Source organism: Mycobacterium ahvazicum (genome assembly GCF_900176255.2).
Taxonomy (GTDB): domain Bacteria; phylum Actinomycetota; class Actinomycetes; order Mycobacteriales; family Mycobacteriaceae; genus Mycobacterium; species Mycobacterium ahvazicum.
The window spans coordinates 167,364-179,670 of the sequence record NZ_FXEG02000001.1 but is presented as its reverse complement, the minus strand read 5'-3'; the positions used below and the strand labels follow the sequence as shown (position 1 = coordinate 179,670).

The window sequence follows — 12,307 nt, the reverse complement described above, 5'->3', positions numbered from 1 at the left end:
GGTTGTGCTCCTCACGCTCGGGCTGACGTAGCGGGATGCCTCGATATGCCTCGAGGTAACCACGAGTTTCCGCCGGAGTCACCACCCTTCAGACCAACTCGCCCAGTATGCGCCGTAGACATACTCGCTATGCAGGATATTCATTTCACAAATAGCTGGCCGGAGTGCAGAGTCGAACGGAGACAGAGTAATCCGACAGTGAGGAACGCCGATGCGCTACATCGCCTTGGAGGAAGCATTTTTCATCCCCGAGCTGGCCGAGCGTCAGCCCACCACGGAGCATCAGCAGCTGCAGAAGCGCATGACGACGGAATGGGCCCGGCGCTGCGAACTGCGGCTCCCCGACTTCGCCGAACACCGGCTGGCCGAGATGGACGATGCCGGCATCGACATCCAGGTGCTCTCGCTGACGTCTCCCGGTCTGCAGGTCGACATCGACGCCGAACATGCCCGTGACAACGCGCGCTTCGCCAACGATTACCTGGCGAAGGCCATCGGTGAAAATCCGGACCGCTTCCGCGGATTCGCGGCGTTGCCCTTGCAGGATCCCGCCGCGGCGGTGACTGAACTGGAACACGCCGTCACCCAGGACGGATTCTGCGGCGCGCTGGTCAACGACTGCATCACCGGACCCGGCGGTCGCTACCTGGATGCGCCCGAATACGACGAGCTGTGGGCGGCGGTCGAATCTCTTGGCGTGCCACTGTATTTGCACCCCGGCGCACCGCCGGCTGATCACTGGCAGGTCATCGAGGGGCGACCCGAGCTGTACGGTGCAACCTGGAGCTGGGCCGCCGAGGTCAGCGGGCATGCGCTGCGGATTCTGTTCAGCGGCGTATTCGACCGCCATCCCGCGGCGACGATGATCCTGGGGCACCTGGGCGAGTTTCTGCCGTTCCAGCGCAGCCGCATCGACTCCCGCTTCGCCTCGACATCGCTCTCGGAGACCAGCACGCTGCGGCGCGCGCCCTCGGAGTACCTCGGCACCAACGTCGTCTTCACCAACAGTGGCGTGTTTTCACCGGCGGTGATGCTCGGAGCCGTGCTGGAGGTCGGGGCCGACGCGTTGATGTTCTCCATCGACTACCCCTACGAATCCTCTTACGACGCCGTCCAGGGATTCGAACAGACGACGCTGGCGCGCGCCGACCGCGAGAAGATCGCACACGGCAATGCCGAACGGCTGCTGCGAATCACCTAGCCGGCGCGGTTGTGCAGCCGGCGCGGATCGACGCCCGCCCGCCGCCACGCCGTCACCGCCCACGGCGTGTACAGGAACCAGAGCGGAAACCGGTTGAGCACCGGATTGAGCGCACGCACGACCGCCGCAAAGCGCTGAAACCGCTTCTCCTTCTTGGCATCCCATTCGAGCTGGCACACCTCGCGCATTTGTGGCGGCATGGTTCCGACCAGGACGAGACGGGTGTAGGCGTTCAGCGGCGCGGACAAGACCTTCCAGATGCCCTTGGGCATCCAACGCGGTCCCGGAATCCCTTTGCGGATGTAGCCGGTGCCGTACAGGACGGTCTTGTGCGGCACGAACCGCTCGAGCATGTCGTCCCAATAGCTGACGAAGTCGGCATAGGTCTGCGGCTGGCCGCGCCCGCTGACGCCGTAGAGGCTGTACCAGACCTTGCCCTCGTCGAAGATCCGTTGCTTCTCCGCCTCCGACAGCCGCCGGATGAACGTGTCGGTGTTGTAGATGACCTGGTCGACGAAAGTCGCGTGCGCCCAATAGAACAACTCGGGGTTGAGCGCGTGGTAGCGCGAGCCGTCGCTGATGGTGCCCTTGATCGATTTGTGGAAGTCGCGGACCTTGCGACCCCACTCGTAAGGATCGTCGGAGTAGACGGTCTTCATCAACGGCGGCGCGGTTCGCTTGGCGCGGCCCAAGGTGTCGCTGAAGATCACCGAGTGATCGAGCACTCCCTGGGCAAGCTGCTCGATGCAGTTCTCCACACCCGCGACGCGCTGGAACCCGAAGAATTGGGTGCGGTGATCGCCATAGAACTTCCAGATCAGGGAATCGGGCCCCAGCCGCGGCGCGGTCTCGGCGATCTCGTCGTCGACCGGTCCCTCGACCAGCACCGGGACGGCTTCGCGAACACCGATGTCGAAACGGGCGCCGGCCGTCGGGCCGGCCAACTGGTCCTTCTGGGCGGTCATGCCCAACCTCCCGTGAATCAGTGACACAAAACTGTATCTTTGTTTCAACGTAGCATTCTGGCACCAACATTGCCGAGGAGGTCGTCGTCCATGCGGAAACACAGCCTTGACGGCACCCTCGTCGACATCAGCGACACGGACGACACCATCCTGGACACCGCGCGCGCGGTCTTCGAGACCTACGGCGTGCGCCGCGCGAACATGGAGGACGTCGCCACCCGGGCCGGAGTCAGCCGCAGCACCCTCTATCGGCGTTTTCCCACCAAGGACGACCTGGTCGAACAGGTGGTCCGCCGCGAGGGCGAGATGTTCTTCGCGACCTTGGACCGGGCCACCGCGGGCTGCACTCCGGCCGAAGCAGTTGTCGAGGCGTTCACGCTGGGCGTACGGCTGGTCCAGGACTCCCCGCTGTACTCACGCATCGTGGAAAGCGAACCCGAGCTGTTCGGGTTGTTCTCGCGGTCGCATGTCTTCCCGATCAGCCAGTTCGCCGCCGGGATCGCCCGCACGTTGCGCCGATGCGGCGCGGACATTCCCGATGCCGACCTGGCCAACATCGCCGACGTGCTGCTGCGGGTGGCGCTGGGGATCATCGTCTTCCCCACCGATCGGCTCGACATCTCGGACCACACCGCCGTTCGGGAGTACGCCGGACGGTACCTGGTGCCCATCATCGGCGGCTCGGCCCCGGATTTGTCGTAGCCCTGCATTAACCTGGTGGCGTGGCGCCGGTTCCGCGGACCCGGTACGCCAGTTGCGGCGAACTCGACATCGCCTATCAGGTCTTCGGCGATGGCCCGATCGACTTGCTGGTGCTGCCGGGCCCCCTCATTCCGATTGACTGCGTCGACAGTGAGCCGTCGATGTACCGCTTTCATCGACGGCTGGCATCCTTCAGCCGGGTGATCCGGTTCGACCAGCGTGGGATCGGCATGTCGTCGCGGGTTCCCTCGTTGGACATGATCGGGCCCAGGTCCTGGGCACAGGACGCGATCGCGGTGATGGACGCGGCGGGGTGCGAGCGGGCGACGGTTTTCGCCCCGGGCTTCACCTCGTTGGCCGGACTGGTGCTCGCCGCCGAATTCCCCGATCGGGTTTGCAACCTGGTGATCTTCAACGGCGCGGCAAGGACGATGCGTGGTCCTGACTACCCGATCGGCACCGACGAGGTCGAGGCAACGCCGTACACGACGGTCGGGGTCGAACCGGACGCCGTCGAGCAGGGCTTCGACATGCTGGGCATCATCGCGCCCTCGGTCGCCGGCGACGACGCATTCCGCGCGTGGTGGGACCAGTCCGGAAACCGCGCCGCATCCCCGAGCATGGCGCGCGTGGTCATCGAGACCATCCGGCGCTCCGACGTGCGCGACATCCTGCCTCGCATCGCCACGCCGACGTTGATCCTGCACCGCGACAATCCGGAGTTCAGCCCGATCGGCCACGCGCACTACATGGCCGAGCACATCGCCGGGTCGCGCCTGGTGGAGTTACCGGGTGAAGATGCCCTGTACTGGACCGGCAACACGGCTCCGATGCTCGACGAGATCGAGGAGTTCATCACCGGCCTGCGCGGCGGCTCGGACGCCGAACGCCTGCTGACCACGATCGTGTTCACCGACATCGTCAGTTCGACCGAGCGGGCCGCCCTGCTCGGTGACGATCGATGGCGCGACCTGCTGGACAACCACGACGCCATCGTGCGCCGGGAACTGCAGCGCTTCTCCGGGCGCGAAGTCAACACGGCCGGAGACGGATTCGTCGCCACGTTCAGCAGCCCGAGCGCGGCGATCGCGTGCGCGGACGCCATCGTCGACGCGGTTCGGGTGCTGGGCATCGAGGTGCGCGCGGGCATCCACGCGGGTGAGGTGGAGGTGCGCGGCGGCGCCGTCAAGGACGACATCGCCGGCATGGCGGTGCACATTTGCGCCCGGGTCGCCGCCCAGGCAGGCCCGAGCGAGGTCTTGGTGTCGTCGACGCTGCGCGACATCGTCACCGGCTCACGGCACAGGTTCACCGACCGCGGCGAGACCGCGCTCAAAGGCGTGCCGGGCCAGTGGCGGTTGTACGCCTTGGTAAGCGAGCACGCGGTCGTCAAGCGCTGACGAACGCCACCACTCGGCGAGTCGAGGCTCCGGGCGCCCGCGCGTAGGCTGCGTTGGGGAAGCTGTCAGCGTCGCGGCTCCCGGATTTCGGCGTACAGCTTGACATTTGATCGAAGGAGTACGCATGACCGACGTGCACGTCTCGCTTCCGCCCGCGTTGCGCCGTGCGCTGGATTTGCTTGCCGATCCGCCGGCGATTCCGGATGCCAGCAAGGGGTACCTCGATCTGCTCGGCGACGAAGACATCCCGAAGAACACCGGCCCGATCCAGGCGGCGTGGGCATCGCCCATCGGCTCGATGCTTTACGACAACGCGCAGGCTTTCTCCCGACGGCTGATCGCCGCGCTGCAGCACCCGGCCGACTGGCTGGACATCCCGCCGGGCGGAACCGCGCTGGATGTGGGCTCCGGGCCGGGCACCGTCACCGCGTCGCTGGCGCGCGCGGCCGGCAAGGACGGACTGGCCTTGGGCGTCGACATTTCCGAGGCGATGCTGGCCCGGGCCGTGCGCAACGAGGCAGGCCCGCACGTCGGCTTCATAAGGGCTGACGCACAACGGCTTCCGCTGCGCGACGACACCGTCGACGCGGTGGTCTCGATGGCGGTACTGCAATTGGTTCCAGATCCGGCGGCCGCGCTGGCCGAGATGGCGCGAGTGCTGCGACCCGGCGGACGGCTGGCCATCATGGTCCCGACCGCGGGGCGTGCCGCACGGGCGTGGCGGCTGCTGCCCAACATCGGCGCGCACATCTTCGGCGAAGACGAAATCGGCGACATTCTCGAAGACAACGGCTTCGTGAGCGTGCGCGTCAAAAACGTCGGCACGCTCCAGTGGGTGCGCGCCAAAAACGGCTGAGGTTCAGTCCGGCAAGCCGGACGCTACCCGAGGCGCTGCGCGAGCATCGCGAGCTTGTCCATCGAATCGCGCAGCATCTCCGACGTCGTCGAATGCGCCTTCTCCAGCCGCTTCGGGTCGGCCAGCGCGGTGAAGTCGTAGGTGTGGGTGACGTTGGTCAGCGTGGAGTTGATCTCGCTGAGCTCCCAGCGCCACAGATGACCGGGCGGTTGCTTTCCGGGTTCGGCTGGGCGCCAAGCGATCTTGGTGCCTTCGATGAACTCCACAACGTGGTTCTCCCGCACGGCACCGTTGGTCAGCGTCATCTTGAACACGTCACCGACCGCACGGACGCGCTGCCCGGGCGGCGCCGAGGCGAGGTTGTTGTTGCCGTCCCAGCTGGGCTGACTGGTTGGCTCGGCGATCAGTTCGAAGATGCGCTCGGCGCTGGCCGAGATGACGCGGGTGGCGCTGACAATGCCTTCGGGATCGGTATCAGCCATACGCCAATCCAAACACGTTGCGTACGGCAATGGGGGCCGGCATCGTGCCGACCCCCAAACCGGCTGATGATCAGCCGATGCGCAGTAACTCGGCCGGTCCCGAGAGAGCCGTCTTGGCCTGACGGGTTTGCTCGTCGGCCAGCACCTCGGCCTCGCCGTCCCGGATGCCGTCGACGATTTGCCTGGCGACGTCCTGCGGGTCGTTCTTCGGCACGTCGAACCCCGTGGTCATGTCGGTGTCGGTGTAGGCCAGGTGCACCGAGGTGACCAGGGTGCCCTGCTTCTCGAGCTCGACCCGCAGCGAGTTGGTCAGCGACCAGATCGCGGCCTTGGAGTCGCCATAGCCACCGAAGCCGCCCACCCAGGCCAACACGGAGCTGATATCCGCCAGCGCTCCGCCGCCATTTTCGGCCAGGATCGGGGCGAACGCCTGGGCCACCCGCAGCGCACCGAAGTAGTTGGTCTCGAACACTTCGCGGACTTCGTCGACGTCACTGGTCAGCAGCTTCGCCGCACCGAGGATCCCGGCGTTGTTGACCACGATGTCGGCGTCGGCGGCGGTAATCGCCAGCGCCGCAACCGAATCCGACTTGGTAACGTCGAGCGCGACACTTACGACACGAGGGTCGGTGCTGGGCTTGGGTGTGCGTGCAGTGGCGTAGACCTTGGCCGCACCGCGACGCAGGAACTCGTCCACGATGGCCTTGCCGAGTCCGCGCTGTCCGCCGGTTACCACGACCGTCGAGCCTTCGATGTTGACCATGATCCGTACTCCTTGACTGAGGTGAAATAGCTTTGTCCCTGTCAAAGTAATTGCCGCTATCGACATAGTCAAGTAGCATTTGGTTATGTCTTCATGGTCTGCGTCACACCGGTACGAACTCGCGACCGCACCCGGCGGCCTCGGCCTGGTCCAGGACTTCCTCAACACCATCGACGTGAAGCGCGACAGCCCGGATCTACTCGACGACGCCACGCTCGCGCGGGACTGGGTGGGCGGCGCGGTACGGACCTGGTCACAGGTCCGCGGCGTGCCCGCCGACCCGCCTGCCATCACGGACGCGGACCTGCCGAAGCTTCGCGCATTGCGCGAGGTGATCGCGCAGCTGGTGCGCGGCGAAGCAGCGGCCGGGGCGGGCATGACGGCGACCTCGGCGTCCTTCGCGGTGTCCGAGACCGGCGATGTCCGATTGGAACCCGCGGGCAGCGGCTGGCGCTGGCTGGCCTCGGCATTGTGGGGCGAGATCTTGCTGGGCCAACGCGACGGCACCTGGCGGCGCCTCAAGAAATGCCATCACCAACCGTGCGCGTCGACCTTCTATGACCGCTCGAAGAACAACAGCGGCGTCTGGTGCAATGCCAAGACGTGCGGCAACGTCGCCAACCTGCGGGCCTCGCGGGCGCGGCGGCGCGAACGCGAGCGCGCCGCGCAGGACGACCGGCTCAGTCCAGCGCCGGCAACAGATGCAGCAGGACCCGAGCCGAGCTGATCGCGACCTGCTGCACGAACTGGTTGAAGTCGGCGCCGGAGTCGGCGCCGGCCAGGTCGGACAACGCGCGAATCACCAGCCAGGGGATCCCGAATGCCTCGCAGACCTGGGCCAGCGCGCCGCCCTCCATGTCGATGGCCAGGCCACCGAAATCCTCGTGCAGCCGGTCGCGGGTGGACTCACAATGCAGGTACTGGTCGCCGGTCAAGACAGTGCCGTAGCTGATCTGCGGCGGCGTACCGGTGCCGCCCGCCGCCGGTGGCAGCACCGGAAGGGTGAATCCCTCGAGACGACGGGTAACGCGATCGAAGAGTTCGGGTTCTACCGGGTAGCCGAAACGCTCGGTCGCGTTGATGAACGGGACGTGCCCCGGTTGGTAGGGCTCCAGTCGCCCGTTTTCGATGACCCCGAAGTCGTGCTGCACCACCCGGTCGGCGATAACGATGTCACCGATGTGCAGCCGTGGATCCAGTCCGCCCGCTACACCCGTGAAAACGATTGTGTGGCAACGAAATCGATCAGCCAGCAACGTCGCCACCAGACCGGTGTTGACCTTGCCCATGCCGGCTGCGGCCAACACCACCCGCTGTGCACCGAGTTCGCCGGTGTCGAAGGTGACCTGTGCGACCTGTTCGCGCCGCGCCCCGGACAACGCACTGCGCAGATAAGCCCACTCTTGCGGGATTGCACAGATGACGCCGACCGTCACCGCGCTGGGTTGGGGGACAACTCGAAACTCCAATCGCCGGCCATTGGCTCTGGCACCGTCGGCGATTGTATCGGCCCGGTCAGGGGGTCAGCAGCGCTCCGCGCCCCTGCGCATGACGCGGGAGCCATCTGCCTGCCCGCGCGACCTGTTCCTCAGCACAAGATTCAGTGCGTCGCAGGCGCGGGCTTTGATCGGGGCAACTACCTCGAGGTTGGTGGAGCTCTGGTTGATCAAGGTCTGCAGTGTAGGCACAGTCTCGACCCCTCCTTCGCCGGCCTAGTCAGCCGACTCGTCAATTTCACCCCAGCTGTTTTACAAGTGTGCAGCAAGCGGGTAAACGCGGTGATAATCCGGCTTGTGTGGTAGCGCACATTCCACGGCATCTATTCCCGCTCACCACGCCCGTGACCAGCACTAATCCGGTCTGCGGCGCAGAAACGCGGGAGCCCACGCCCATCGTGTTCCCCGACGATAACGGTTAGCTTCACGCCGGCGAAAATGCCGCTGCCACAAGGGAAATCCCCTAAGCCCAACGCTGGGCAGGTCCAGTCTGCCACATCCGCCGGCGGCATGCCGCCAGCGGACTGTTAGGTTTCCTATATGTCTGACGAGATGCTCTGCATTGACTACCGCCGGCTCGAATCGATTTACGGCCCGCTGGCCGAATCGGTGCGCCGGCTCGTCGATCTCAGCATTCGGACCGAAGCGGACCCCGCGACCGTCGCGGCGGCAAAGGCCAAAATTGACAGGGCCGCAGACGAATTGAGTGCATCGGTGCGGCCGGGGACCTTCGGCGTCCACACCACGCCGGACGGCGACACCGTCGCATGGGGAAATGCGGTGGTCGGTCTGCGCAACGCGGTCGCCCCACCGCTGGTGCTGCATCACGAGGCCGACGGACTGGTGTGGTCGGAGTTCAATCTCGGAGCGGCCTACGAAGGCCCACCGGAGCACGTGCACGGCGGGGTGTCCGCCCTGATCCTCGACCACGTGCTGGGGGCGACGGCGCACAAGTTGGGCCGCCCCGCCTATACCGGCACTCTGACTTTGCGTTACCGGCGCCGCACCGCGCTCGGTCGTCTGCTGCGGGCCGAAGCACACGTCGACCGCATCGAAGGGGTTAAGACGTTCTCCGTCGGCCACATCGCCGACGCGGACGGTGTCACCGTGGAAGCCGAGGGCATTTTCATCACCCCCAGGGCGTGACCATCACGTCGTCATAGCGGCCCGCTCGACGTCGAGGAGCTGCTCGCCGCGTCGTTCCTCGTCGTAGGCCCTGCGACCGCCGCGCACGCCGAACAGTCGTTTGGAGACCACCAGGTAGATCACCGCCAGGATGTTGATGCTGAAGGTGACCACCCGCGTCATCGTGATGCCCTTGGCCAGGTCATGGATCTCCAACGGCAAGAACACCGAGGTGGCGATCACCGCGAAGTATTCGCCCCAGCGCTTGAGTAACCACAGGCCGACGGCCTCGAGCATCTCGACCAGGGCGTAGGCGGTCAGCATCAGGGTCAGCAGCGCCAACGTGGAAGGTTTGGCGGCCAACGCCTTTTCCAGCTCGTGCACGAGCGTCATTTGGTCGACCCTGAATCCGGCGGCCCGAAAAATCGGCAGGTCGCGATCGAGGGTGGCCTGGATGGATCCCCGTGCGCCGCGGAACGTCCACACCGCGTACGCCGCGAGCGCGATCACCACCGCCCGGAACACGCGCTCAACCGCGAGGGCACGAATGATGATCGCCTGCCGTAAAGCCTTGCCACGCATGATCATCGGCGCGTCCTCGGCGTGGCCCCGGCCATGAGGCTCGCCGACGACGAACTCCCCGCAGCGCAGGCACCGCCACACTTCGCCGAGTCCGGTCATGCCACTGAGCCGGTCGGCAAGCCCCTGCTCCTCGGGCGCGTACGTCACATGGCCTGCGAGCGCGCAGGTGACCAACTCCCAGCGGTTGATGCCGCGATCTTTGCGCATGGCCGATCATTCAACGCGGGCAGCAGACGATGCAAGAGGGCGCGCACAGATGTCAGAACCGCGGCCGGCTGCGCGAATGTTGCGCTACCGGACTCACCGTGCCGAGCAGTTCGGTGAGCCCGGCGATGGCGATGTCGTCGATATGGTCGACGGCGGTGACGATGTCGGTCTGTAGCGCGGGTTCGCAGAACGGTTCGGCGAGCCATCCGAACTTGTCCACCACGCGCTGCCACGTCATCGGCCGGGTCGGTGATCCCTCGTAATCGCTTTCCTCGCGGCTGAATTCCCGTCCGTCCCGGGTATGGACATGTACGCGCGTCGCGGTGCGGCGCGGATAGTCCGCGGTCAGGTCGGCCGCCGCGACGACATCCACTCGCGCCAGCAGCTCCTGCACGTCCCCGCGCAGAACACGTTCGTTCTCAAGCTGTTCGGGACCCACTCCTCCGTCGAGCAGTGCTACGGCACTGAGGTACTTGAGGTTGTAGTCCGCCTGCTCCTTGGTCCGCGGATGATCCTTGTCGCCGTATGCTCCCCCACCGGCGATGTCGTAGGCGGTCTGAAACACCTCGATCGTCACCCGCGCGACGTCGTCGCCGCGCAGCTTGTTGTCCGCCCGGATCGCCAAGAGCGCATCGATGATGGCCTGTCCGTGGATCAGTGCGCAGTACTGCTTGAGATAGGTCTGTTCGACCGCCGTCAGTCCGCGGTCGGCGGTGTTGAAATCGATTGACTGATCGAAGAGTTGGACGAGCCCGTTCGGGCCTTCGAACAACGACTTGGGCCCGGTGATCCCACGGCTGGCCAATATCGTGGTGTAGACCGCGCGCATGGCGGTGACGGCCGGGGAGATGCCCTTCCAGTTCGAGACCGGTTCGGCGTGCACCACGGCCAGGGAGACATTGTCGGCCGTGGCGGCCGCGATGGCGTGCGCGGTGCGCTGCGCGTCCAGCCCCAGCAACTTCGCCGATCCGGCCGCGACCGACATCGCCAGCTGCAGCGCATGGTTGAGGCCACGTGCCATCACCGGAACTTGTGCGCTGAAACGACATTGGACCTCGTAAGCGACCGCGAGGGCGAGCAGGAAGTCGGCCCCGGTGGCGTCGACGTGCTCGGCTACCGCCAGGACCGCACCGAAGTTGTCGGCCGGGTGGCATAGGCCGCCCATGGTCAGATACGTGTCGAGCAGGTCGGGGTAGCGCACCAGCACGGTGTTGAAGAAGGCGGCCTGGTCCACCGAGGCGCGGCCGCCACCGACGAGCGTCGCCGAGGTGCCGCCGCTGAACTGGCCGGCGTGCTCCCGGATCGCCGGGATCAGTTCACCGTCGAGCGAACCGATCGCGCAGGCGATGCTGTCCAGCACGTTGCGTTTGAGCAATTCCCGCGGATGCGTACTGAGATCCGACTGCGTGGCGCCGACGACGAACTCGGCCAGTTCGTCCACAACATACCGATGTGCCATGGCTTTTCGTCCTTCCGCTGCTGCCTCTCACTCAAGCGCGGCCCGGATCAGCCGTCCAGGACCAGTCGCTTAGGTGTGTTCGGCGTGGCTTCCTACCGCCGCTCAGAACCGTCGAGCACGCCGCGGTGTGGATCGTCGGCGGGAATCCACCATCGTTGCGCAGGAGGGGTGCGCCAGCTGCTTCTCTGCGCCACTGTCAGCAGTGCCTCGACCACCCGCATGACCCCGGCCCGGTCGTCGTTCTCCCGGCGCACGAGTGACCATGTCCAAAGCGGCACCGGATCGGTGACCGGGCGCTGCCCCAGACTTGGCGGCGGCACCGCGGTGTGCCGCTTGGGCGACGCGAGAATTGGCGCGGCAATCCGGCGCACATGGGCGTAGTACGCATCCCCGGTGACACCGCCGTCGTCGATGCGCACGATGCGCGCACCGGTTGCGTCCGCGAACTCCCCGGCGAAGCGGTTCCACGACGACCAGGCCGACTCGTCGGCGTCGATGAGAACTGTAAGCTGTTGCGCTGCAATGGGTTCAGCCGAGCTCACCCCGGGCAGTACCGCGGGCAGTGGTTCGGCGCGCACCAGATATGTCGTGAGTCCGCGCTCACTTGCCTGCTGGGCGGTCACCCAGGTCAGCGCGATATCCAAGGCACCCTCTGCAACTCGATCGGCCTGCACGTGCGATGGCAGCACCCACTCGTCGAGTCGCAGGGATATGGCTGCCCCCAGTACCGCGGTGAGGTCGTCCGGCAGCCAGCTGACGTAGCCCAGCCGCACCGGAACGCTGTCGGCGGCCGCCCGTTGCACCCGACGCCTGGCGTCATCGGCCAGGGCCAGCATCCTGCGCGCATCGGGCAGTAGGGCGCGTCCGGCCTCGCTCAACCGGACGCTGCGCCGGTCGCGCACGAAAAGTTCGGCTCCAATCTCTCGCTCCAGCGTGATGATCTGTTGCGACAGAGCCGGTCCCGAGATGTGGATACGTTTTGCAGCGCGTCCGAAGTGCAACTCTTCGGCAACCGCCACGAAGTAGCGCAACTGCCGCAGTTCCATGAAATGAGCTTAAGCGGGCTTGA

The 12,307-nt window shown here is 66.0% G+C and carries 13 protein-coding genes; 6 read left to right on the top strand and 7 right to left on the bottom strand.

Going from position 1 to position 12,307, the window contains the following annotated elements:
• The first annotated feature begins 211 nt into the window (after nucleotides 1-211).
• Entirely contained in the window at nucleotides 212-1,201 is a 990-nt protein-coding gene (locus MAAFP003_RS00815) for an amidohydrolase family protein (protein ID WP_096283588.1), read from the top strand.
• On the opposite strand, the gene MAAFP003_RS00810 is transcribed toward MAAFP003_RS00815, so the two are convergent.
• Nucleotides 1,198-2,166, bottom strand: coding sequence for an oxygenase MpaB family protein (locus MAAFP003_RS00810; protein ID WP_096283586.1), 969 nt, complete (start codon nucleotides 2,164-2,166; stop codon nucleotides 1,198-1,200). The two genes, MAAFP003_RS00815 and MAAFP003_RS00810, sit on opposite strands and share 4 nt — an antisense overlap.
• Before the next feature lie 90 nt (nucleotides 2,167-2,256).
• On the opposite strand from MAAFP003_RS00810, the gene MAAFP003_RS00805 reads away from it, so the two are divergent.
• The 3 genes from MAAFP003_RS00805 to MAAFP003_RS00795 all read left to right on the top strand — a co-directional run bounded on the left by MAAFP003_RS00805 (nucleotide 2,257) and on the right by MAAFP003_RS00795 (nucleotide 5,124).
• Nucleotides 2,257-2,868 (top strand): TetR/AcrR family transcriptional regulator, encoded by a 612-nt coding sequence (locus MAAFP003_RS00805; RefSeq protein WP_096283584.1) that lies wholly within the window; start codon nucleotides 2,257-2,259, stop codon nucleotides 2,866-2,868.
• A gap of 20 nt (nucleotides 2,869-2,888) precedes the next feature.
• A complete protein-coding gene (locus MAAFP003_RS00800) occupies nucleotides 2,889-4,268 on the top strand; it encodes an adenylate/guanylate cyclase domain-containing protein (RefSeq protein WP_096283582.1) in 1,380 nt (459 codons plus the stop codon).
• Nucleotides 4,269-4,392: 124 nt separating this feature from the next.
• Nucleotides 4,393-5,124: a class I SAM-dependent methyltransferase gene (locus MAAFP003_RS00795; RefSeq protein ID WP_096283580.1), complete on the top strand. Its 732-nt coding sequence runs from the start codon at nucleotides 4,393-4,395 to the stop codon at nucleotides 5,122-5,124.
• Nucleotides 5,125-5,147: 23 nt separating this feature from the next.
• Here MAAFP003_RS00795 and MAAFP003_RS00790 read toward each other — a convergent pair whose 3' ends face one another.
• Both MAAFP003_RS00790 and MAAFP003_RS00785 read right to left on the bottom strand, forming a co-directional pair.
• On the bottom strand, nucleotides 5,148-5,606 hold the full coding sequence (locus tag MAAFP003_RS00790; protein WP_096283578.1) for an SRPBCC family protein: 459 nt from the start codon (nucleotides 5,604-5,606) through the stop codon (nucleotides 5,148-5,150).
• A 70-nt stretch (nucleotides 5,607-5,676) separates the two neighbouring features.
• On the bottom strand, nucleotides 5,677-6,369 hold the full coding sequence (locus tag MAAFP003_RS00785) for an SDR family oxidoreductase (RefSeq protein ID WP_096283576.1): 693 nt from the start codon (nucleotides 6,367-6,369) through the stop codon (nucleotides 5,677-5,679).
• 85 nt (nucleotides 6,370-6,454) lie between these two features.
• Here MAAFP003_RS00785 and MAAFP003_RS00780 point away from each other — a divergent pair, with 85 nt between their 5' ends.
• Nucleotides 6,455-7,096 (top strand): CGNR zinc finger domain-containing protein, encoded by a 642-nt coding sequence (locus MAAFP003_RS00780; protein ID WP_243393726.1) that lies wholly within the window; start codon nucleotides 6,455-6,457, stop codon nucleotides 7,094-7,096.
• Here the strand turns inward: MAAFP003_RS00780 and MAAFP003_RS00775 are convergent.
• The gene (locus MAAFP003_RS00775; protein ID WP_096283574.1) at nucleotides 7,050-7,805 is read right to left on the bottom strand and encodes a 5'-methylthioadenosine/adenosylhomocysteine nucleosidase; all 756 of its coding nucleotides are present in this window, start codon (nucleotides 7,803-7,805) and stop codon (nucleotides 7,050-7,052) included. The genes MAAFP003_RS00780 and MAAFP003_RS00775 overlap by 47 nt on opposite strands.
• Nucleotides 7,806-8,405: 600 nt before the next feature.
• On the opposite strand from MAAFP003_RS00775, the gene MAAFP003_RS00770 reads away from it, so the two are divergent.
• Nucleotides 8,406-9,011: a PaaI family thioesterase gene (locus tag MAAFP003_RS00770; RefSeq protein ID WP_096283573.1), complete on the top strand. Its 606-nt coding sequence runs from the start codon at nucleotides 8,406-8,408 to the stop codon at nucleotides 9,009-9,011.
• Nucleotides 9,012-9,014: 3 nt separating this feature from the next.
• On the opposite strand, the gene MAAFP003_RS00765 is transcribed toward MAAFP003_RS00770, so the two are convergent.
• The 3 genes from MAAFP003_RS00765 to MAAFP003_RS29840 form a co-directional block, all read right to left on the bottom strand.
• Entirely contained in the window at nucleotides 9,015-9,779 is a 765-nt protein-coding gene (locus MAAFP003_RS00765; RefSeq protein ID WP_096283572.1) for a DUF2127 domain-containing protein, read from the bottom strand.
• A gap of 52 nt (nucleotides 9,780-9,831) precedes the next feature.
• The gene (locus tag MAAFP003_RS00760; RefSeq protein WP_096283571.1) at nucleotides 9,832-11,220 is read right to left on the bottom strand and encodes an MmgE/PrpD family protein; all 1,389 of its coding nucleotides are present in this window, start codon (nucleotides 11,218-11,220) and stop codon (nucleotides 9,832-9,834) included.
• 110 nt (nucleotides 11,221-11,330) lie between these two features.
• Nucleotides 11,331-12,284, bottom strand: coding sequence for a LysR family transcriptional regulator (locus tag MAAFP003_RS29840; RefSeq protein ID WP_096283569.1), 954 nt, complete (start codon nucleotides 12,282-12,284; stop codon nucleotides 11,331-11,333).
• Nucleotides 12,285-12,307: the final 23 nt, after the last annotated feature.